Source organism: Nostoc sp. UHCC 0251, assembly GCF_034932245.1.
In the GTDB taxonomy this organism is placed as follows: domain Bacteria; phylum Cyanobacteriota; class Cyanobacteriia; order Cyanobacteriales; family Nostocaceae; genus Nostoc.
The window spans coordinates 25,847-48,633 of record NZ_JAYGHD010000014.1 but is presented as its reverse complement, the minus strand read 5'-3'; the positions used below and the strand labels follow the sequence as shown (position 1 = coordinate 48,633).

General features: G+C 41.8%; 15 protein-coding genes. 5 read left to right on the top strand and 10 right to left on the bottom strand.

Annotated features, from left to right (window positions below):
* Positions 1-180 precede the first annotated feature (180 nt).
* The gene (locus tag VB740_RS03435) at positions 181-438 is read left to right on the top strand and encodes a hypothetical protein (protein WP_323198675.1); all 258 of its coding nucleotides are present in this window, start codon (positions 181-183) and stop codon (positions 436-438) included.
* 82 nt (positions 439-520) lie between these two features.
* Here the strand turns inward: VB740_RS03435 and mgtE are convergent, their stop codons facing one another.
* Positions 521-1,921, bottom strand: a complete 1,401-nt coding sequence (gene mgtE / locus VB740_RS03430; protein ID WP_323198674.1) for a magnesium transporter — start codon at positions 1,919-1,921, stop codon at positions 521-523.
* A 1,452-nt stretch (positions 1,922-3,373) separates the two neighbouring features.
* Between mgtE and VB740_RS03425 the strand changes: the two genes are divergently transcribed.
* Positions 3,374-6,853 (top strand): PA14 domain-containing protein, encoded by a 3,480-nt coding sequence (locus VB740_RS03425; RefSeq protein ID WP_323198673.1) that lies wholly within the window; start codon positions 3,374-3,376, stop codon positions 6,851-6,853.
* Between the two features lie 123 nt (positions 6,854-6,976).
* On the opposite strand, the gene VB740_RS03420 is transcribed toward VB740_RS03425, so the two are convergent.
* The 6 genes from VB740_RS03420 to VB740_RS03395 form a co-directional block, all read right to left on the bottom strand.
* Entirely contained in the window at positions 6,977-8,527 is a 1,551-nt protein-coding gene (locus tag VB740_RS03420) for a mercuric reductase (RefSeq protein ID WP_323198672.1), read from the bottom strand.
* Between the two features lie 458 nt (positions 8,528-8,985).
* On the bottom strand, positions 8,986-10,260 hold the full coding sequence (locus VB740_RS03415; protein ID WP_323198671.1) for a phthiocerol/phthiodiolone dimycocerosyl transferase family protein: 1,275 nt from the start codon (positions 10,258-10,260) through the stop codon (positions 8,986-8,988).
* Between the two features lie 99 nt (positions 10,261-10,359).
* Positions 10,360-11,256, bottom strand: a complete 897-nt coding sequence (locus tag VB740_RS03410) for a TVP38/TMEM64 family protein (protein WP_323198670.1) — start codon at positions 11,254-11,256, stop codon at positions 10,360-10,362.
* Positions 11,225-11,983 (bottom strand): TVP38/TMEM64 family protein, encoded by a 759-nt coding sequence (locus VB740_RS03405; protein WP_323198669.1) that lies wholly within the window; start codon positions 11,981-11,983, stop codon positions 11,225-11,227. The genes VB740_RS03410 and VB740_RS03405 overlap by 32 nt, the downstream gene beginning before the upstream one ends.
* 148 nt (positions 11,984-12,131) lie before the next feature.
* Positions 12,132-12,842, bottom strand: a complete 711-nt coding sequence (locus VB740_RS03400) for a TIGR04283 family arsenosugar biosynthesis glycosyltransferase (RefSeq protein ID WP_323198668.1) — start codon at positions 12,840-12,842, stop codon at positions 12,132-12,134.
* Positions 12,839-13,240 (bottom strand): CU044_2847 family protein, encoded by a 402-nt coding sequence (locus VB740_RS03395; RefSeq protein ID WP_292732579.1) that lies wholly within the window; start codon positions 13,238-13,240, stop codon positions 12,839-12,841. The genes VB740_RS03400 and VB740_RS03395 overlap by 4 nt, the downstream gene beginning before the upstream one ends.
* Positions 13,241-13,529: 289 nt before the next feature.
* Between VB740_RS03395 and VB740_RS03390 the strand changes: the two genes are divergently transcribed.
* Complete coding sequence (locus tag VB740_RS03390; RefSeq protein WP_323198667.1) at positions 13,530-16,460, top strand: pentapeptide repeat-containing protein; 2,931 nt, start codon at positions 13,530-13,532, stop codon at positions 16,458-16,460.
* A 595-nt stretch (positions 16,461-17,055) separates the two neighbouring features.
* Here VB740_RS03390 and VB740_RS03385 read toward each other — a convergent pair.
* Complete coding sequence (locus VB740_RS03385) at positions 17,056-17,622, bottom strand: DUF2808 domain-containing protein (RefSeq protein ID WP_323198666.1); 567 nt, start codon at positions 17,620-17,622, stop codon at positions 17,056-17,058.
* A gap of 171 nt (positions 17,623-17,793) precedes the next feature.
* Positions 17,794-18,231 (bottom strand): DoxX family protein, encoded by a 438-nt coding sequence (locus VB740_RS03380; RefSeq protein ID WP_323198665.1) that lies wholly within the window; start codon positions 18,229-18,231, stop codon positions 17,794-17,796.
* An 817-nt stretch (positions 18,232-19,048) separates the two neighbouring features.
* On the opposite strand from VB740_RS03380, the gene VB740_RS03375 reads away from it, so the two are divergent.
* Positions 19,049-19,879 (top strand): lectin ESA-2, encoded by an 831-nt coding sequence (locus tag VB740_RS03375; protein WP_323198664.1) that lies wholly within the window; start codon positions 19,049-19,051, stop codon positions 19,877-19,879.
* Between the two features lie 172 nt (positions 19,880-20,051).
* Here the strand turns inward: VB740_RS03375 and VB740_RS03370 are convergent, their stop codons facing one another.
* Positions 20,052-20,408, bottom strand: a complete 357-nt coding sequence (locus tag VB740_RS03370; RefSeq protein ID WP_323198663.1) for a Spx/MgsR family RNA polymerase-binding regulatory protein — start codon at positions 20,406-20,408, stop codon at positions 20,052-20,054.
* Positions 20,409-20,597: 189 nt separating this feature from the next.
* Here VB740_RS03370 and VB740_RS03365 point away from each other — a divergent pair, with 189 nt between their 5' ends.
* The gene (locus VB740_RS03365; RefSeq protein ID WP_323198662.1) at positions 20,598-22,778 is read left to right on the top strand and encodes a DEAD/DEAH box helicase; all 2,181 of its coding nucleotides are present in this window, start codon (positions 20,598-20,600) and stop codon (positions 22,776-22,778) included.
* Positions 22,779-22,787: the final 9 nt, after the last annotated feature.

Below are 22,787 nucleotides of genomic sequence, written 5' to 3'. Positions count from 1 at the left end.
CTACGCGTTAGCGAAGCTTTCGCTTTAGCGATACGCTCAGTACAAGTGACTAATGACTAATGATCAAAAAACAATCACTGCTAACTATACTCTGATTTTCCTCCATTGGAGGGATGAGTTAATATCGAAATATTGATAATCTATCTAGCAGCAAACATTTAATAAATAACAAGTACGTCTATGGCATCTCCTACACCACTGAATGGCACAGAACTAGTAGATTGTGCTAGAGCAAATGCCAAGCAAGGTATTGAAACTGCTGCTTATCAATGTGGCTATGGTCAAGACCTCAACAAATTTGCCAGAGAACTTAGACAAGCTTGTGAAGAAATGAATTTACAAGTAAAGGAACTCAGCGGATTGATCACTGACCAGGACATGATACTGCAATTGGGTACTGGCGAAATTGTTGCTCCAGATACGCCATCAGAATTGTAAAAGTCATTCATTTGTACTTTGTCCTTTGTTGTTCACTAATGACCAATGACCAATGACTAATGACTAATGACCAATGACTCTTTCATAACTTTAAAATTACCCTTGCCAAATTGAAGTAGATTAAAACGCCTACTACATCAACTGCTGTAGTAATGAATGGTGCTGACATTAATGCCGGATCTAAACGGAGGTAGCGAAATAGAAACGGCAATGCTGAACCGGAGACAGAAGCTAAAAGAGAAATAGCTACTAGACTACTGCCTACAGCGATCGCTACTTCTAATTGTCCTTGCAGGAAGTAAGCCCAGACAGTAGCGATTGTACCTAACATTCCTCCTAATAATGCCCCTGCGATCGCCTCCCGGCCAATTACTTGCAATGCGCCAAGAGATCGGATTTCATCGGTATTCATCCCGCGAATCACGACTGTGGAAGACTGGGCACCCACGTTACCACCAGTACCAGTCAGCAAAGGGATAAACGCCGTCAGTGCCACCACTTTTGCTAAGAGATCCTCTTGCGACTTAATAATTGTTCCTGTAATGGTATTGGTTACAAGTAAAACCAATAACCATACAACCCGCTTCCGAGCAATTTCCAGCAAATTCATCTGAAAATAATTGTCGCCCCCTGACTGCACACCACCACCCAAGGCATAAATATCCTCGGTGGTTTCTTGTTGCAGAATGTCAATCACATCATCGACGGTGATAATACCTACTAGACGCTGTTCCCGATCAACTACAGGCACAGCCAGAAAATCATATCTTTGGATTAATCTGGCAACTTCTTCCTGATCTGTATCAGTGTGGACAAACACCACATCACGCGTCATAATTTCGCCAATAACTTGCTCAGGCTGAGATGTTACCAACTCCCGTAACGATACAATACCCGTTAAGCGCCTTGCTGCATCCATGACATAAAGATAATAAATCATCTCACTGGCATTAGCTAAGTTGCGAATTCGCTCTAGGGCTTGAGATACTGTAAAGTTTTCTTTCAGCGAGATTAATTCTAGTGTCATGATTCGCCCAGCAGTATCAGCTCCATAACCCAATAGTTGGGCTGTAGCTTGGCGTTCTGCTGGACTCAGTTGTTCTAGTAAACGATTGACGACTTTTGCTGGTAATTCATCAAATAACCTAGCTCGGTCATCCGACGACATTTGATCGACAATATCGCGGACTTCCTGACTTTTAAGTTCCTCAATTAACCGTTCTTGAACGCTGTAGTCGAGATATTCATAAACCTCTATAGCCTCATCCTTAGAAAGCAAGCGAAAAGCCAAAGCGTGCATTGCTTCTGGCAAACCCTCAATCGCCTCGGCAATATCCGCAGGCTGCACAGGTACGAGAATAGCTTTTGCTCCCTGCAAGTCTCCTGTTTCTAGAAGCATTTGCAGCTGAGTTCGCACTAAATCTCGCAATTCCCTGCGTGAGACATTTTGGATGGTAGAGTTTAAATTGTTTGTCTCAGTCAAAGTCCACTTTCCTCAGCCAGTTTGAACAAGGTTGCTGCCCTTAGTCTAGGGGAAAGTGGGAATGTGTAGCATTAAACTTGTGATTTTTCTGGCTTGGAAGAGATTGAAAAGTTTTGTAAATTAATTACATAATCAGTGTTTTGGACGCTGATTATTTTTTGCGATCGTGTACCCGCTCAACTTAGCTGATTGCTGGATAGTCCATTTACAACAGGGTTACTCAAATAGTAGATGATCTGGGGATTCTAGCGGATTGTAAGCTGTCGCGCATTTAACTTGTACATCTTTTCGTGTTGACAGTTGACAGTTCAGACGATCTAACCCTAAAAATCAAGGATTTAGAGCAAATTAACTTATGAATGCAAAAAATGAAAAATATATATTTTGATGCAAAAAGCGTTGGGTTTGTGCCTCCAAGTTTGGGAGCTACCTCAATTTATTGAGCGGGTGAACCTGAAACCTCTAAATCCATATTTTGTGACTAGTGGGGTTTTAGTAAAACTTTTCGAGTCACTGAGTCTAGGTTAGTGTTATATCTCTGCTATTGTTTGTAACAAAGATATAAATATAAATTAAATTGACGGTTAAAATCAGGTTCTCTACGCAGCCTTTTAACAAAAGTTAAAACATATAATTGCAGTCAAAATGAAGCAGCGATAAATTATATTTTTTCAAATCTTTAAATATTAAAATTTTTCTTTATCCAATTTTTATAGAATTAATATTTTTGGAGAGAAAAAACATGAGATTATACATACGTATGTTGGAAGTTTTTACTTAAAGTTCATCAAAACTTTGATATTACTTCAAAAACGTATATGTCAATGTGAATTTTCAAATAAAGTTCCACAAAAACAAAGACATAACACTATGTTCTATTGTTAGATGTGTAATTGATTGATATCAAGCATAATTTAATTTTTGTATAAAACATGACATAACTGCTTAAATGTATATTCGCCCTAATTGGGCATTGCTTCATCTCAAATTCATGCACCTGAACATCAGTGAGATTAACAGCCTTCAAGTGAGGTGATTTATAATTTTTGGTTAAATTCACCAAATTTAATTCATACGCATCAAAGCCCAGAAATTTGTTGAAAGAAAATAAAGATTTATAAGGAATAGACGCCCTCCAATTAATCTCTAGTATTTCTATACAAATTTTTCTATATACCTGCTTTTAGGGTAAAGCAAGGCATATAAATTGATCATGTCTTATTTGAAACTTGATATAAATAAGCAGCAGAGCAGTAAAGAAAAGGAGCAAACAAAACACTAATCAGCAATTAATTTAAATTGTTTAAATATTAATAAGCGAATAATTAGTTTATTAATATATTTTTAATGCAAACCGTTACAGGTTATTTTGGGAATCTTCCATATCAGAATGATTCTGAAACATGAACTATGAAATTATTTCTATCACTATTGTGAGGCATATATCTCAATATGACTATTTTAGAAAATCAACCTCTTAATCAACAGTTATCAACATCTGTAAGTCCAATAATTGGTGCCCAATCATCTCTACAAAGCATTGATCAGATACAACCCAGTATTTCTGCTAGTGCCAGCGTGCTCTCTCAGGGAGATGGACTCAAAGCAGAGTACTACGACAACATAAACTTCACCAACTTAAAGCAAACTCGCACAGATCCGACAGTCAACTTTAACTGGGGTCGTAGTTCTCCAGATCCATCCATCGGTGCAGATACTTTTTCAGTGCGTTGGACAGGTCAGGTAGAAGCTAAGTACAGCGAGACTTACAACTTCTACACCACTGCTGATGATGGTGTGCGACTGTGGGTCAATGATCAGCAAATCATCAATAAATTTGTCAATCAATCTGCCACAGAATACAGTGGTGCGATCGCACTAGTTGCAGGTCAGAAGTACGATATTAAACTTGAGTACTACGAAAATGCATACGATGCCGTTTCTCGACTGGCTTGGTCAAGCTCCTCTCAGAGTAAAGAAATCATTCCCCAGTCGCAACTGTATAGTACAGCTAGTAGTGGCAACGGACTCAAAGCAGAGTACTACGACAATATAAACTTCACCAACTTAAAGCAAACTCGCACAGATCCGACAGTTAACTTTAACTGGGGTCGTAGTTCTCCAGATCCATCCATCGGTGTAGATACCTTCTCAGTGCGTTGGACAGGTCAGGTAGAAGCTAAGTACAGCGAGACTTACAACTTTTACACCACTGCTGATGATGGTGTGCGGCTGTGGGTCAATGATCAGCAAATCATCAATAAATTTGTCAATCAATCTGCCACAGAATACAGTGGTGCGATCGCACTAGTTGCAGGTCAGAAGTACGATATTAAACTTGAGTACTACGAAAATGCATACGATGCCGTTTCTCGACTGGCTTGGTCAAGCTCCTCTCAGACCAAAGAAATCATTCCTCAGTCCCAACTGTATAGTAAGGTCAACATAGCTAGTAATGGCAACGGACTCAAAGCAGAGTACTACGACAACAAAGACTTCACCAACTTAAAGCAAACTCGCACAGATTCGACAGTCAACTTTAACTGGGGTCGTAATTCTCCAGACCCATCCATTGGTGCAGATACCTTCTCAGCGCGTTGGACAGGTCAGGTGGAAGCCAAGTACAGCGAGACTTACAATTTCTACACCACTGCTGATGATGGTGTGCGATTGTGGGTTAATGATCAACTACTGATCGATAAGTTTGTCAATCAATCTGCCACAGAATACAGTGGAGCGATCGCACTAGTTGCAGGTCAAAAGTACGATATTAAACTTGAGTACTACGAAAATGCATACGATGCCGTTTCTCGACTATCTTGGTCAAGCTCCTCGCAGACTAAAGAAATCATTCCTCAGTCCCAACTGTATTCACCAGATATTCAGACCGCTATCACCTTAGGATCATCTTCCACGACTATCAACGAAGGCGCTGGTAGGGTGACCATAACTTTGCTGAAAACTGGTGATTTAAGCAGCACATCTTCAATTAAGTATGCAACCATAGCTGGTACTGCCACAGCAGGGGTTGACTACGGAAGTGAAGGCACCGAAAGCGCTGGAACCCTTATTTTTGCGCCAGGACAAAGCAGCAGACAGATATCCATTCCGATTAATGACGATTTCTTAGCAGAAGCAGATGAAACCTTTAGTTTCGTTATTGATCAGGCAGTGGGAGCAACACTAGGACTCCAAAGAACCCTCGGAATTACAATTCAAGATAACGATCGCTCTAGCATCGATTTCACTCAACCAGTAGTTAATGAGAGTGACGGTACTGCTACGGTGACAGTTACACGGGGTAACATTTCTGGTGCTGCTAGCCTGGACTACATAACCGTGGATGGGACTGCTAAAGCGGGATCTGACTACCAGGCTGCATTTGGAACCTTGACCTTTGCAGCAGGACAAGCCAGTAAGACCATTGCTATCGCCCTTAAGAATGACAACGTTACCGAAGTAAATGAAACATTTACTTTGAAGTTCAGTAACGCAGTTGGAGTGCAACTAGCTACTCAACAGACAACTATCACTATTATCGATGATGACAATGGTAACTTTGCTTTAGATACAGTAGCTTCTGGTTTGGAGCAACCCACAGCTTTTGACTGGACATCTGACGAGAAGCGCATGTTCATTGCCCAGAAAAACGGGGTAGTGCGAGTCTTGAACAACGGCACTTTATTATCAACACCATTTATTGATATTTCATCTGAGGTTAATGATACGCGCGATCGCGGTCTTTTAAGCATTGCCGTACACCCAGATTTTGGCAAAGCCACAAACCCCAAAAACTACGTTTATCTGTTGTATACCTACGACCCACCAGAAACCAATTTAAACAACCCTAAAAACAATCCCAATAGCGGATTGGACAATCCCGATCAAAATGGCAATCGGACTGCACGGCTAATTAGGGTAGAAGCTGACCCCAAGACTAATTACACTACTGCTATTGCTGGCAGTGAAGTTGTGCTTTTAGGTACTAATGGCATTTGGGAAAATATCAATCGTCCAGATGGAAATAGCACAAATGTCTCACTTGGCTACGCACCATCAGGAATTCTCAACAAAGATACTGGTAAGCCGTTTACTAGCTTGCAGGATTATCTCAATAATCTCGATAAAGTCGAAAATGTCCAAAATTTTATAGCTAACGATAGTGAATCTCACTCAGTTGGTTCTGTGCGCTTTGGCACTGATGGTTCTCTGTTTGTGAGCTTAGGAGATGGCACTTCCTACAATGGGATAGATCCCCGTGCAATTCGCGTCCAGGATGTCGATAATCTGTCCGGCAAGATCCTACGGATTGATGCAATTACTGGTCAAGGCTTATCAAATAATCCTTTCTACAACGGTGACCCCGATAGCAATCGTTCCAAAGTTTATAACTTAGGTCTGCGTAACCCCTTCCGCTTCACAATTGATCAGAGTACCAATACCCCCTTTATTGGTGATGTTGGCTTCAATTCTTACGAAGAGGTCAATATTGGAAAACCAGGAGCTAACTTTGGCTGGCCATTCTATGAAGGTGGCCTTGATGCAAATGGCAATATCACCAGTCTGAAACAACGAAGCTATTCTAACTTAGATGCAGCGAAAGCCTTCTATAGTAGTGGCAAAACTGTTGCAGCACCAGCTTACACTTATAAGCATTTTGCTTCCAATTCGATTGTCTTAGGTGACTTTTACACAGGCAGTACTTTTCCCTCAATCTATCAAGGTGCCTTATTCGTTGGTGATTTCAGTCAAGGAACCATTGACGCTTTGACATTTGATAGTGAGGGCAAACTTGTCTCAGTTAAACGGTTTGCTTCTCAAGCAGACAGGCCTAATCTAGGGCTAACTGCACAAATCACCACTGGAAAGGATGGCAATCTATACTACGCAAACTTGACCGGGGGTGAAATTGATCGCTTCCGACCTGTTTAGAGACAAGGGGATAAGGGGGCAGGGGAAGCAGGGGAAGCAGGGGAAGATGAGGGGGACAAGGTAGAATAACTAATGCCCCATGCCCAATGCCCAATGCCCAATGCCCAATGCCCCATGCCCAGTTCAAGATAACTTTGTCAAAAATCCCAGCAATTTTTTGGTATTTGATGTCAGGAGGGTTCGGCGATAAGCATCAGCGGCTTTTTTAATTGCTTCGGCTTGAGTGGGATAAGGATGAATTACACTGCTTAACTTACTCAAACCGAGCTTATTCACCATTGCCGTAGTTACTTCTGATATCATCTCACCTGCGTGACTGGCAACAATAGTTGCGCCGATAATTTCATCAGATCCTTTTTTATGGTGGATTTTGAGAAATCCTGACTCTTCACCATCTGCGATCGCTCGGTCTACACTACTAAAAGGTATTTTGATTGTCGTCATCTCAATACCCAATTTCTGCGCCTCGTGTTCATACAACCCTACATGGGCAATCTCTGGGTCAGTATAAGTTACCCAAGGCATCACCAGACTACTGAGTTTCGAGCGTCCTAAGCCAAAGGGAGAAAACAGCGTATTCTTAATCACAATCCGCGCCGCAGCATCAGCAGCATGGGTAAACTTCCAGTTCATGCAGATATCACCAGCTGCATAAATTTTGGGATTGGTTGTCTGGAGATAATCATTTACCTTTACACCTTGGCGCTTGTCGTATTCCACCCCAACTGATTCTAAATTTAAACCTTCCACATTTGGCGATCGCCCCGCACCAACTAAAATTTCATCTACCGTCACTGAATCTCGATGACCATTGGAGGAAAAGTAAAGCCGTTTTCCCTCAGTGACAGTTACCACTTCTTCCAACTTGGAATTCAGCACCACGCGAATTCCTTCGTTAATCAAAACCTTTTGCAGAATTTCAGCAGCCTCAGCATCTTCTTTATTCAGCAGATGAGAACCGCTATGGAAAAGTACCACCTCAGAACCCAAACGCCGGAAAGCTTGCGCCAATTCGCAACCAATGGGGCCGCCACCAATCACCGCTAAACGTTCCGGTCGTTGAATCAGCGAAAAAACCGTCTCATTAGTTAGATAACCTGCCTTTTCAATTCCCGGAATTGACAATTGTGCAGCTCTTGCGCCAGTCGCAATCACAGCTTTTTTAAATCGAAGGGTTTTGTCGCCAACTTCTACGGTATTTTTACTCGCAAATCGACCGCTACCCAAAAAGACATCCACACCCAAGTTTTTAAACCGCTCCGCCGAGTCATTATGGCTAATATCAGCCCTTATCCGCCGCATCCTTGCCATAACTTTGGGAAAATCAACATCAATATTATGTTTGGGAATATTAACTCCCAAGTTTTGAGCATCCCAAATTTCGCCAACCACGCGAGCAGACCGAATAATAGTTTTAGATGGTACGCAACCGACGTTTAAGCAATCTCCACCCATGAGATGCTTTTCAATTATCGCCACTTTTAAACCCAAATCCAGACCCGCCGCCCCCGCAGCCACCACTAACCCCGCCGTACCAGCACCAATTACTACTAAATCGTAAACATCTGCGGGTTGAGGATTAACCCAATTTGGCGGATGGACGTAAGACACCAACTTTTGGTTATACTCATCCGTTGGCCGAACGGTGACTCTCTCGAATTCAGAATTGGTCATTGGCTAAACTCCTCTTAAGAATTGAAAATACTAAAGTCAACATAAATTTGGAGACTGGTGTCCTTTATTTTGAATGATTGTTTAATAAGAATTACATCTTTGCACTGTTTTATCGGTTTGAGAATTGACAAATAATCTGCTTTGCTGAAGTAGCAGGAAGTTTTCAAACGCATAGGCGCTTCTCTACGTTCGCGCAGCGTGTCGTAGACAGACGCTACGCAAACGCCTTCCCGCAGGGTGGGGACACAAAGTTTTGTCAAGTAAATATTAAGAAATTAATAAATTTAACAAGTTGTGGGGGTTTAAGTCCCCGGCTTCTATCAAGCCGCAAGTGTTGTGGCTCTTTCTAAATCCCCGTTACAACACGTAATTGCGTTAGCGACGTAGGAGCGTCATTGCGAATTGCGAATTGCGAATTGCGAATTGGTTTATGCAGCTTACCCTGGCTGACAAAATCCCTAGCAAGCGTCAATAATACAAGACACTGCGCTGTTTACAAGGTTCTCCATCGTATGGAGACTGATTGCCGGTTCAGAAAATGGAAAATTCCAAAATATTTTTCCCTCAAAAGTTGTGACAGTAGCATAGAAAAGACCTCCATATCCAGCAAGCGATGGTATGAAGCTGATTTCTTCTATTTCGAGTGAACCGTAAACTCTGGGGATGTTTACTCGACCCACGTTGCTGACACATACCGTCGCCAATACTTTATCAGGTCGTCTGAGAAGTGACTCGACATTATCATTGAACGTCAAAACTCTGCTGAACATATCGCCCTGCTCTAAACTAGCGTCAAGCTGTTGTTTTATATCCCGTGCTAATTCCCAGAATGATGTATTTATTTGTACGGTGTGAAATGATATCAGAGCCGATACTAGCACTATCATGTTCTCATTGCTAATAACTGGTTTTAGACGTTGACGTAAATTAACAGGCGTTCGGCAGCTCATACGCACATCATTAGTCTGACCTGCGCTGATTTTTCTCACCACTGCAAGTAGCATCGCTGCACAAAAAGCACCTTGCAGTGTTGTCTTCTCCTGCCTGCAAGTATTTATAAGCTGCTGAGTTAACTTGGCGTCTAGCTGTCTGTGAACCAGACCACAACGGCGTAATTCCATCGGAACATACTTCTCAAAACCCAAGGTTTCAACACCTAAAGGTTCTAGTTGGTGACACAGGGTCTCTTTCCTCAACCCCTTTGTCGATTTAGGCAATAGCTCTTCGACGGGTGGAAGTGTGGGCAAGCTAATAACTTGAGGTATTGGGTGATTAGAACCAAAACTCTGGCAATATGTCAATATTTCTGAGTACAGTTGAAGGCATGACAAGCCATCTGATATAGCGTGATGCACTGTTAGGATCAGATAATTTACATACGACTCAAACATTGGCAGAATGAGTACAGCTCTGAGCAAACCTTTGCTACTGTCAATTTTTTCATTCAGCTCTTCCAAAACAACATCAGTCCACTGTTGATTGTGTAACTTGTCTACAATACGCAAAGGAATCACAGGCATCTCTCCAGTTTGAAAGCGGAGATTATCCAAGGAACCAACAATACAAGAATTAAGAAGAGGGTGACGACACTGTACAAGGTCTAGAGCTTGTCTGACCATTTCTGCATTTAGGGGGCCTTTGATGCGACCAACTATTACAACTGAGAAACCTCCAGCATGACGATTTAAGGTTTCCATAGCTTTCTCCATGTTGCCAAGTTCTCTGTTGTCCATAGCGAATCCTCGGATTGCACACTTACGTTAATTTAGATGCGTTTGCCCAGGGGTTTTATCTGCAAACCTCAATTCGTGACAGAGTTCAAAGGATAAAAACTATAAAACCTCATCTTCTAAAGCTTGCCGGGCAATACGGGTAATATAAATCGTTACGGCGACTGTAGCAATCAAACCCAAAATCCGAATTGCCCATTGCAAAGTCGGGTTGGTAGGTTGAGCTTCAGTACCAATCATGGCAAGATTACCTGCAAGGGAACCAATATAAACGTACATGATGGTTCCAGGAATCATGCCTACAGAGCCGATGAAGTAATCTTTAAGTGAAACTCCTGTGATGCCAAAGGCATAGTTTAATAAATTGAAAGGAAATATCGGGGACAATCGCGTTAACAGGACAATTTTTAATCCTTCTCTACCAACCGCTTGGTCAATGGCGGCAAATTTTTTGTTACCTGCGATTTTTCGAGCAACCCAGCCCCTTGCTAAATAACGTCCCACAAGAAAAGCAGCAGTAGCGCCAAGGGTTGCACCGATAAACACGTAGAGAGAACCCCAAACTGCACCAAAAATCACACCCGCTCCCAAGGTTAGAATAGAACCTGGGAAAAAAGCGACGGTAGCGATAATGTAAAGAGCAATAAAAGCTATGGCTCCCAACGCACCCAGGCTATCAATCCACTGCAACGAGTTTCGTAAAATAGTTTGGGGATTGAAAGAACTTGGATTTGCAGATTCTTGTGCCAAAGCCGGGTCTGTGTTTAATGCCAAAGCACTCGCCAATATTATTAATATTAATAGACTTAAGCTGAAAAACTTCTGCAAGTTTCTGGTATTAATACTTTTGGCGTTGTTAAATTTAGGTATGAAAATGATTTTGCGTGATTTCAAAACTTTTGTAGAGACGTTGCATTGCAACGTCTCTACACCCAAATTCATACATTTAATCAGCAATGCCATACTTTTAAATATCTGAATGATTGTTAGTTTTTTCATGAGTTATTATTTCTTCTATTGCCACACTTTGAGTTAATGCTTTTTGAGCAACTTTTGTCATATATACAGTCACGGCAACGGTAGCAATCAACCCAACTACTCGCATTATCCATTGCCAGACTTGAGTTTCTGGAGTAATTGGTTGATAAGACGTGTTAATCATGGCAAGATTCCCAGCTAACGAACCAATATAAACGTACATCAAAGTACCGGGAATGATGCCGAAAGAACCTAATATATAGTCTTTGAGGGAAACCTGTGTTACTCCAAAAGCATAATTCAATAAATTGAAAGGAAAAACGGGACAGAGACGAGTCAGCAAGACAATTTTCCATCCCTCTTTGGCAACTGCTAAATCAATCGCTTTAAATTTCGGATGTTTGTCCATTTGTCGAGAAACCCAATCCCGCGAAAGGTAGCGTCCAATAATAAAAGCCAAGGTTGCTCCGATTATTGCAGCAATTAGCACATATATTGACCCCCAAAATACTCCAAACAGACAACCGCCTTTGAGCGTTAGGAGGGAACCGGGTATAAACAGTAATGTTGCCAAGTTGTAAATGACTATGTAGGCGATAGGCCCTAAAACCCCAAGACTCTCGACCCAAATGACTGAGGTTTGTAAAACTCCCTGAACGTTGAATTGTTTAGCGACAATTATGAGAGTGGCAATTAGGCAACTTAAAAGTAGTAGTTTGAGTTTGGGATTTAATAAACGCTTCTTCATTTTTATTTAATGATTGCAACACATCCTTGGGTGAAGACGCGATGAATCGCGTCTCTACAAATGCTCTATTTGTCGCATTCTTTTTTCCAATTGGTATTACACCTCAAATCTAATGCCCCTAAGATATATTACTTGTATGAGAAACAGCTTAAATTCTCTTAAATTTTTCTCGGCGATACCAGCGACGAATTCGCTCAGGGGAAACGCCGAGTAAATAAGCAATAATTACTATTTGATTAAGCAATGTAGTTTTGAACACTCCCTTTTGCAACCATCTACGAGCTGAGGTAACAACTGGTGTGGGGATAATTACAATGCGTCCTATGCGTTTTAAACGACGCATGAGTTCAAAGTCTTCCATGATAGGCAATTCGGGGAAACCGCCAATTTGCTGAAATACTGCTTTTGTTAAAAAAATTGCTTGGTCGCCATAAGGCATTTGATAAAAATGCGATCGCACATTTATTCCCCACTCCACCCATCGTAAACTTAAAAGTGAGGCATCAATCCGCAACTTAAATGCACCAGCCACAGTTCCAGGCTGTTGTAGCGCTGTGCAAATCATCTCATCAAACCCAGCAGGTAAACAGGTATCTGCATGAAGAAACAACAGAATCTCGCCGCTAGCCGCTACAGCACCCGCGTTCATTTGCACAGCACGACCGGGAGATGATGAGATAACTTTGACATTTAAAGACTGAGCGATCGCTACAGTATCATCACTAGAGCCACCATCGACTACAATGACTTCTATATTTATACTGCCTTGAGTAGTAGCAATAGCTTTTTTAATATTCCCCGCTTCATTAATAGCCGGAATAATAATCGAAATTTTAGCAGCGCCAATACTCTCACTCATGATTGCTGAGTTTTCTTTTCCGGTTGGTCAGGAAATGAACACTCTACCGTTACCTTAAGATTGCTTTCAGCCGTGCCTTTCGTTACATAAGGTATACCTGCTTCACCGCCAACTTTGATGCCAAATTCAAGAGTGACTTTATCAATATTAGCAACAGGGATTTTCTTAAAAGCATTGAGTGAATAAACAGTGTAAGCCCGAATTGTACCTTCAATTGCTTGGAAATTTTGCACTATCTGTTTTTGTGCAGCATCAGCATCCCATCCCTTATCAATTAGTGCTTCTTCTTCTCCCTCCGGGGAAACTTCGGTAATGACTGGTGGTGCATCTACGTTATTTGTGGCTTCAATGTAAATAATAGTGCCATCTTCTAACTGAATAGGTGTGAGTTGAGTCATGGGATAATCTTGCCTAAAAGAATTGCGTCTAAGGTAGCCCAGCTGACTTTTCACGGCATCTGGAAAACCTCTCTCTAAATCTCTCTCCTAAAAGGAGAGAGACTTTGAATTTCCCCCTTCCCGCATCGGGAAGGGGGTTAGGGGGTTAGGTTTTTCGTGGACTTTTCCACATAACGTGAAAAGTCAGGGTAGTCCAGCGGTGCTTATCTACAAAATTTTACGTAAAATGCGGTAAATTTCTTGTAGAAGCTGGAAATAATTCGGCACAACTATCATAGGGCTTTGCAGGATGAGTCGAGACGCTTTGGTGGTGGGAATTAATACGTATGACCGCTTAAAATGTCTCAACGCGCCAGCTGCAGATGGTGAAGCGATCGCTCAAATCTTACAACAATATGGTGAATTTCGGGTAACGCGGCTACCAGCAGTCAAAGACAAGGAAAATGAGACGATTCGCATTGGTAAGCAAACTAAAGTTAGTTTAACTCAGTTAGAAAAAGCGATCGTCCAATTGTTTAAGCCAGATGGGAAGCCGCCAGACACAGCACTGCTGTATTTTTCTGGTCATGGATTGCGGAAAAATCTAGGGATTCAGGAAGGCTTTTTAGCGACAAGTGAAGTCAACCCCGATGCGAGTACTTGGGGATTATCTCTACAATGGCTGCGGCGACTGCTGCAAGAAAGTGAAGTCAGACAACAAATTGTAATTTTGGATTGCTGCTATAGCGGAGAGGTGCTAAATTTTGCAGAAGCAGATCCAGGCGATCGCGGTAAAGGCAGAGATAGATGTTTTATTGCGGCTTCTCGTGATTTTGAAGTGGCTTTTGAAGAAATTAACAGCCAACACAGCGTTCTTACCGCCGCACTGCTTCAAGGTTTGGAACCAAAACAAGACCGTTGGGTGAGTAACTACACTTTAGTAGACTTGCTCAATCAAGAACATCACCCGTTCCCCCAGCGTCCAATTTTTGCTAACTCTGGTGAAGCAATTAATCTCACCCGCAAATGGAATTCCTCTGTTGTTAACCCTACAATACAGATATCAGCGATTTGTCCTTACAAAGGATTGTCTTATTTTGATTGCACAGAAGCAGATGCCAACTTATTTTATGGCAGAACAGCATTAACCGACGAATTATTAGAAAAAGTGCGATCGGGTAATTTCCTCGCTGTGTTGGGAGCATCAGGAAGTGGTAAGTCTAGTGTTGTCAGAGCAGGTTTACTTTATCAAATAAAGCTAGGACGCAGGTTATCAGGTAGCGAAACTTGGCAGTTAAAAATATTTCGACCAGGGATTAACCCCTTACAAAATTTAGCACTGGCATTTGTAGAATCAGAATTATCAGATATTGAACGCGCATCACAATTAGCAAAAGCAGAAGAATTAATAGCTAGAGGTGCAGTTGGTTTAGGACAGTTGATTACTGCTGCACAAACTCAGCGCGTCGTGTTAGTGGTAGACCAATTTGAGGAAGCTTTTACTCAATGTCAAGACATTACAAAACGACAGCAGTTTTTTGAATGTGTGTTAGGTGCTTTGCAACGGGATGACAATAAACTCTGCCTAATAATCACAATGCGGGCTGATTTCTTTGGCAAATGTCTGGAACAAGAGTATAGCGGACTAGCTAAGAAAATTCAAGACCATTTAGTAACAGTAACACCGATGAATCGGGAGGAATTAGAAACAGCAATTATTAAACCTGCCCAACAGGTGAACTTAGCAGTAGAACCGGAATTAGTTTCTCAAATGATTGCAGATGTAGAAAATTCACCGGGGAGTTTACCGTTGTTGCAGTACACGCTAACAGAACTATGGCAGCAAAGAACTGAAGAACAGTTAACCCTGAGTGCGTATAGCAAACTAGGTGGAGTCAGGGGAACCCTGCAAACACGCGCTACAGAAGTTTATGAGTCATTATCACTTGAGGAACAAAAAGCAACAAAGCGGATTTTTTTAGAATTGACGCAGTTGGGAGAAGGAACAGAAGATACGCGTAGACAGGTTGTGCAACGAGATTTAGTTACTTCACAGCATCCAGAAGGTGTAATTAATAGAATAATTCAACGGTTAGCTGATGAGAAGCTAGTTGTCACCAGTACCTTATCTAATCAAATTGCTGTGGTAGACGTGGCACATGAAGCACTGATTCGCCATTGGTTGCTATTACGCAAATGGATTGAGGAAAGTCGGGACATACTACGACAAAAGCGGAAAATTGAAGCGGCGGCTATTGAATGGCGGTATAGGCGAAGGGTTAAGGATTATCTATTTCAGGGGAAGCGGTTAAGAAAGGTAGTAGATTTTCAGAAACAACAAACTGAGAACTTAAGATTATCTGACCTAGCTATTGAGTTTATTCAAGCAAGTGTCAGACAAAGACGGAATAATCGCTTTCAGTCAATTGTTTTTTTCCTAATTATCCCGCTGGGTTTATCAGTATTTGTTGGCATAGTTTTTGAAAGACCGATTAGGATATACCTACTTTGGCAGCAAGTCAATGCTGTTAAAGGAAAGGAGTATAGTCGAGTAAAAATTCAAGCACTTGAAAAACTAGTCCAAGCTGGTGAGAGTCTAGCTAGTAGAGATTTCAGCTATGCCGACCTCAGTTATGCCGACCTCAGTTATGCCGACCTCAAGGGTGCCGACCTCAGTTATGCCGACCTCAAGGGTGCCGACCTCAGCAGTGCTAACCTCAGCCGTGCCCACTTTAGCAGTGCTAACCTCAGCTTTGCCAACCTCAGCAGTGCTAACCTCAGCAGTGCTAACCTCAGCCGTGCTAACCTCAGCTTTGCCAACCTCAGCCGTGCCCACTTTAGCAGTGCTAACCTCAGCTTTGCCAACCTCATCGGTGCCGACCTCAGGTATGCCAACCTCAGCAGTGCCGACCTTAGCTATGCCAACCTCAGCAGTGCCAACCTCAGCAGTGCCGACCTTAGCAGTACCGACCTTCGCTATGTCCACCTCATCGGTGCCGACCTCAGTGGTGCCAACCTCAGCAGTGCCGAACTCAGGTACGCCCACCTCAGCGATGCCGACCTCAGCGATGCCGACCTCATCGGTGCCGACCTCAGGTATGCCAACCTCAGCAGTGCCGAACTCAGGTACGCCAAAAACCTTACTCCTGAGCAAGTTAAATCTGCTAATAGTTGGAAGGAGGCAGAATATAACGAGGATTTTCGTACCAAGCTCGGGTTACCGCCAGAACCAGCTAAGTGAATACTTTAAGATTGCGTTTTTACTTCTAACCAATCCTGCAATGCAACTTTCCGCAAACTTTTTCTACATTATTATTCGACTAAAAGTAGTTGTTTTGCGGTCTTCTTTGCGTCTATGGGCAAAACAAAAAGATTTATTTGTTAGAGCGAGTAAAGCTCACAAGACTTAGAGATTGCTTTGCTGGCAATGAGTTTTTATAATTAAGCGATCGCACCAAACAAAGACGAACTCTGCATCTAGTCTGAAAAATGGTGTTCAAGAGCGATCGCACTTTTTGGAAATTGCTTTGCTGGCAATGAGTTTTTATAATTAAGCGATTCCACCAAACAAAGACAAACCCTACATCTAGTCTGAAAAAATGGTGTTCAAGAGCGATCGCAACGCTCAGAGATTACTTTGCTGGCAACGAGTTTTTATAATTAAGCGATCGCAGCAAACAAAAATGAACCCTGTAACCACTCCGTCAACCCTGCATCTAATCTGAAAAAATGGCATCAAAGAGGACGCGCAGCGCAAAAAATACAGCGTCCATTATAAATCCCCTAAATTTATTTATGGGGATTACCTCCTGCCTCCTTAAACAAACTCGTGGTATTTATGGAAACCACCAGTTGCTTCTATTGCTGTAAAACTGAAACCGTCCAAAGCCGAGAAATTGTCCGTGAGATTTTTCACCCACTGGAAACGCTGTCACACCCAGTAGGTAAACACCAGAAAAGCTGGGATTACTCACAGGGCGGAGGGCAATTGTTACTGTCTGTCCCGGAGTCACAGGCGGTTCAAAGTTTACAGTAACGGTTCGTGTCTTGCGTTCTGCTGTGACTGCGCCTAGTGTTAGCCGAGATTCTTTGCGATTGCTCGTTCCGACAAAGGCGCGGGTATCATTAAGATCATAGCGGATGTTTTCTGCTCCTTCCCTTTGTGCGATCGTTACTTTCTGGAGGGGTTCTCCAGCATTTTCCGGCACGTTAATAGTAAAGTAGTAAGTTGCGCCCCAAACATTCGTATCTTTGTAAGTAGTCGTTGCCTCAACAAGCTTCGGCGGTTGGACAAAGTAGACTGTACCATCTCTAAGCTGCACCGCTTGAGTTACCGGAAGCGTTACTCCCCCAATACCGATTGCTAACGAAAGAGTTATCCCAAACAAAGTTGCAACACGCATAATTCAAATATAGGACTACTATTTGATTTTTGAAAAGATAGGTAGGGTGCGTTACGCTGTCGCTAACGCACCCAACCCTTAAGAATGGTGCGTTAGCGTTTCGCGTAACGCACCATACATATACTTAGATTTTTTCAGAAATCAAATATGATTCCTATATAAAAAACCCACTCATTTCAATTTTAATTCTTTGGGAATGAGTGATTTGGGAATGATAGAAGCTTGTTTTTCCCAATCAGAAGATTTCGTGTACCACCAAGCCCAAGCAATTAAAACTGCTTGCAAGGGAAGTCTGATTACGTGTAGCCAAGGTGAATTTGGTATATGTTCAATCTTAATAAGATTAACCGCCATATTAATATTGGCAGGGTAAACAGCAATAAAAAGAGCAAGAAGTCCCCAAGCAGCAGCTTGACTTACAGGCGGGACTAATAAGCCGATACCACCCAAAATTTCATAAAAGCCACTGAGATAAACTAATCCTAAAGGGTAAGGTAGTTGCGGCGGCACAATTTTTACATATTCTTGTGGAACAACAAAGTGTGTTACTCCAACCACAATAATGGATATAGCAAGGATGACACGTAATGTTTCCTTATGCTTATTCATGGTTTTTGCCTCTTTATATACTTGCGCCTATTACTTCAGTTTGACTGACGGATGTTAATCTGCATTGAGTCAATAGGAGTAAAAATCGACAAAATTTTCCAAAGTACTGCTTTTTGATAACTCATCAGAATTCAGATTTAGTATCTGGGTGTGTAACTTGGGTTACAAGCTTATCTCTTGCAATCCAAGTTACTAGTTGTCTAAATGTGCTGATGCTGCCATGAAGTTGGGCAGCGTGAGTTGGCTTGTTGGAATTTACAAAATACTTGCAATTACTTTTGCAAGTAAGCTAAACCACATCTAGTTTGCATAATCGAATTAAATATAACTCTTGTGGGGTGGGCATCCTGCCCGCCCAGTATATGCAATTTAAATGTGGAACAGCTTACAACTATAACCAATGTACCGAACTGTACCAATACAGTTCAGATCAGCCCAAAATCCAGATTTAGAGACGCGATTTAGCCCGTCTTACAGCAGTTTTCATGTATTTGAACCACACCTGTCGTAGGAGCGCAAGTCTTTGCATCCCTACTAACTACGTCACGCCTCGGTTGGTAAAACAACATTTTTATGAAAATTTTCTTAAGTACACTTGTCATTTTAGCTATAAGTGCATTAGTATAATCACGGCAGGATAAAAGATTAATACTTGCTGCTTAAAATACTTTTGCCAAAGGTTTGGTATCTAGGTTTGTTCTACGTCAAGCCTTGTAAATTGGCAAAGGTAGTGTTAATTGTGCGTACTTTTTTCCGCGATCGCATCGGATTTCTACAGATTCATTTTGACTCAACGATCAAAATTTGGAGGAAAACAATGACAGCTACAACAACAGCTAATGCTAATAATCTATACAATGTACAAAATCAGTGGGGTGGTGCTTCTGCTCCGTGGAATCCTGGTGGAGTATGGGTAATTGGAGCTAGAGCAGATCAGCGCATTGTCGAACTCAAAGTTTCATCCAATGACAACGGCAAGACACTTACTGGAACCACGACATATTCTGGTGAAGGCCCCATCGGTTTTAAGGCTAACTTAACTGGGAGTGACACCTACAACGTAGAAAACCAGTGGGGAGGCTCATCTGCTCCGTGGAATCCCGGCGGGACTTGGGTACTTGGCGCTCGCGGAAATCAAAATGTTGTTGCGATCGATATTACATCCAACGACGGCGGTAAAACCTTGACTGGAACTATCACATACTCTGGTGAAGGCCCAATCGGTTTTAAGAGTGCTGCTGTTGATGGCCGTGTCTATAGTGTGGAAAACCAATGGGGAGGCTCATCTGCTCCGTGGAATCCTGGTGGAACTTGGGTACTTGGCTCTCGCGCAAATCAAAATGTTGTTGCGATCGATATTACATCAAACGACGACGGTAAAACCCTGAATGGAACTATCACTTATGCTGGTGAAGGCCCCATCGGCTTTAAAGGTAACATTGTTGGCAGCAACAACTACACAGTAGAAAACCAGTGGGGTGGTAATACAGCGCCGTGGAATCCTGGTGGTACTTGGCTAATCGGTGCTCGTGTGGAACAGAATGTAGTAGCGCTCAACGTCACATCTAATGATGGTGGGAAGACCCTAACTGGAACCACGACATATTCTGGTGAAGGGCCTATCGGCTTCCGATCGCACCAAATCTAAAAAGGCGATCGCGACCGATTCTCGGTTAAGTAGGTACTGAACCCAACTCCCAACCCCCTCCCCGCTGTCTCGTGGCAGGGGGCTATTTGTTTTATTAGGAAACGCTATAATAATCGCCAATAATATAGTTTCCCTAGTTTTAACTATCGGGAAACTCAACACTTAGAACTCTTTAAGCTAAATCTAATTTTTCTCGAACTATTGCCTCATCTCTAAAGCCAACCAACACAGCTGTTCCATCTTTGACAAAAAGTGGACGTTTGAGCAGCATTGCATCGTGAGTGAATGCATCAACCCACTGTTCATCAGCCCAAGTCTTCTTTTCATCTCCTAAAGCGCGGTAGGATTGACCGGAGGTGTTTCGCATAGGAGCAAAACCCAAAGACTTTACCCAGTTTTGAATCATCTCACGAGTCGGCGGAGTATCTTTGGTGTTGATAAATTCATGGTCAATGTTGTTCTGTTGGAGCCACATCATGGCTTTTTTGCAAGTGCTGCAATTGGGAATTCCGTAGACTTGAATAGACATAAAATAATTAAGCAACAATCTCCATATATGACATAGTAGGTGGAACTTCTGCTACCAATGCTTTTGGCGTAGAATCTCTATGGCAGAAATTTAAGACTAGCGATCGCTTTTAGCAATCAGTAATTCCAAGCATGGAACTCTCTGAAATACCAGGGAGTAGTTTTACTAAAAATTTTATCCATAAAAAATATGAGCGATGCCTTTAACCGACTTGCACCCTTCATCCAAGAATATATTTATTATCACCAGTGGACTGAATTACGACCAGTTCAAATTGCCGCTTGTCAAGTTATATTTGATACTGATGCTCACTTACTAGTTACAGCTGCAACTGCTGCGGGTAAAACAGAAGCAGCTTTTTTACCAGTTTTGACTCTATTACATGAAAACCCTGCTGCCACAATTGGCGCATTATATATTAGTCCAATCAAAGCTTTAATTAACGATCAATTTGAGCGTCTCAACGACTTACTCAAAGAAGCAGATATTCCAGTTTGGCACTGGCATGGTGATGTTTCTCAAAGTCGAAAAAACAAGCTTTTAAAGAATCCTCAAGGCATTCTCCAAATTACACCAGAATCTCTAGAAAGTTTGTTAATTAACAAAAATAATGACCTCCTCCGCTTATTTGGTGACTTAAGATTTGTCATCATTGATGAAATTCACGCCTTCATGGGTTCAGAACGCGGTTGTCAAATTATTTGCCAATTACAACGTTTAGCAAAGTTGACACAAAAGCAACCGCGCCGTATTGGTTTGTCTGCAACTCTTGGTGATTACTCAATAGCGGAAAATTGGTTGCGTTCTGGAACAGATAAGCCAGTGATTACACCAAAAATTGACGGCATAAAACGCCAAATCAAACTAGCTGTAGAACATTTTTATATTAATGATGAAGTAGATGAATCAGAAGCAACAGATTATGAAAAATATATTTTCAACCTCAGCAAATCTCGCAAATGCCTAATATTTGCTAATAATCGGACGCGTACCGAATCTGTAATCGCATCTTTGCGACAAATTGCCACAGAACAAGGACTACCAGATATATATCATGTGCATCATGGGAGTATATCTGCTAGCTTGCGGCAAGCTGCTGAAAACGCGATGCGCGAACCCAACAATCCAGCAGTTACCGCCGCTACTCTGACTTTAGAATTAGGCATAGATATCGGTCATTTAGAGCGAGTGATTCAGTTAGAATCACCCTTATCTGTAGCTAGCTTTTTACAGCGCTTAGGACGTAGTGGTAGAAGAGGTGAAGCTGCCGATATGCGCTTTATCTGTGCTGAAGATAAACCATTATCAGAAGCTTCTCTACCAGAGCAAATACCCTGGCAACTTTTGCAGTCTATCGCTATCATTCAACTTTATTTAGAGGAGCAATGGATTGAACCAATCAGACCGATTAAATATCCTTTGAGTTTGCTTTATCACCAAACAATGAGTATTTTAACAGCAACGGGAGAACTTTCACCCAATGCCTTAGCTAAACAAATTTTTAGTTTGCCGCCTTTTACTGCTATTTCCAAAGAAGATTTCCAATTATTGCTCCGCTATTTAATTGATATTGGTCATATTCAGCATACTGAACAAAGTAAATTAATCTTGGGTTTAGTTGGTGAAAAAATTGTAAGAAAATTCCAGTTTTATGCTGTATTTGCTGAACAGCAAGAATATATTGTTAAGCAAGGTGCAACGCAAATTGGCAGTATTGTCACACCGCCTGCTGTTGGTAATCAATTTGCTTTAGCTGGGAGAACTTGGGAAGTAGTAGAAGTTGACTTTAAAAAGAAGGCTATTTTTGTTAAACAAGCTGAGGGGAAAGCTAGTATTTATTGGCGTGGTGGTAGTGGTATTATTCACACCAAAGTTTTACAACGAATGCAACAGGTTCTATTTGAGAATGTTGAGTACAGCTACCTGCAAAAAAATGCTTTGGAACGTTTACTTAAAGTTCGCCAATTGGTGCAGCAAGTAGGATTAGATAAACAAAATATCTTGCAATTAGAAAAAGGTAAATGCTGCATCTTTCCGTGGATGGGTACGGTTGCCTACCGCACTTTAGAAAGATTACTCAATTCTTTCTGTCGAGAATCGTTGGAAATTACAAGTATTGGCGGACTAAATCCTTATTATTTAACAATTAAATTAGGTAAGGATAAATTTAAATATCTTTATCACGAAATTGCTTCATTGTGTGAGCAAAGAATTACCTCAGAAGATTTACTCAGTACTTCAGAAGCACCGGAAATTCAAAAATACGATCAATTTATTCCTCATCCACTTTTACGAAAAGCTTTTGCTAACGATTATTTAGATATGAGAGAACTTAAACAGCAAGTGGCACGGTGGAAAGAATCAAAATAGCACAATTGT

Bases quoted from the DNA above. Each gene is read 5' to 3' on its own strand.
- VB740_RS03435 (WP_323198675.1), top strand. From the start codon at position 181: ATGGCATCTCCTACACCACTGAATGGCACAGAACTAGTAGATTGTGCT.
- VB740_RS03425 (WP_323198673.1), top strand. From the start codon at position 3,374: ATGACTATTTTAGAAAATCAACCTCTTAATCAACAGTTATCAACATCT.
- VB740_RS03420 (WP_323198672.1), bottom strand. From the start codon at position 8,527: ATGACCAATTCTGAATTCGAGAGAGTCACCGTTCGGCCAACGGATGAG.
- VB740_RS03415 (WP_323198671.1), bottom strand. From the start codon at position 10,260: ATGGACAACAGAGAACTTGGCAACATGGAGAAAGCTATGGAAACCTTA.
- VB740_RS03410 (WP_323198670.1), bottom strand. From the start codon at position 11,256: ATGAAAAAACTAACAATCATTCAGATATTTAAAAGTATGGCATTGCTG.
- VB740_RS03405 (WP_323198669.1), bottom strand. From the start codon at position 11,983: ATGAAGAAGCGTTTATTAAATCCCAAACTCAAACTACTACTTTTAAGT.
- VB740_RS03400 (WP_323198668.1), bottom strand. From the start codon at position 12,842: ATGAGTGAGAGTATTGGCGCTGCTAAAATTTCGATTATTATTCCGGCT.
- VB740_RS03395 (WP_292732579.1), bottom strand. From the start codon at position 13,240: ATGACTCAACTCACACCTATTCAGTTAGAAGATGGCACTATTATTTAC.
- VB740_RS03390 (WP_323198667.1), top strand. From the start codon at position 13,530: ATGAGTCGAGACGCTTTGGTGGTGGGAATTAATACGTATGACCGCTTA.
- VB740_RS03385 (WP_323198666.1), bottom strand. From the start codon at position 17,622: ATGCGTGTTGCAACTTTGTTTGGGATAACTCTTTCGTTAGCAATCGGT.
- VB740_RS03380 (WP_323198665.1), bottom strand. From the start codon at position 18,231: ATGAATAAGCATAAGGAAACATTACGTGTCATCCTTGCTATATCCATT.
- VB740_RS03375 (WP_323198664.1), top strand. From the start codon at position 19,049: ATGACAGCTACAACAACAGCTAATGCTAATAATCTATACAATGTACAA.
- VB740_RS03370 (WP_323198663.1), bottom strand. From the start codon at position 20,408: ATGTCTATTCAAGTCTACGGAATTCCCAATTGCAGCACTTGCAAAAAA.
- VB740_RS03365 (WP_323198662.1), top strand. From the start codon at position 20,598: ATGAGCGATGCCTTTAACCGACTTGCACCCTTCATCCAAGAATATATT.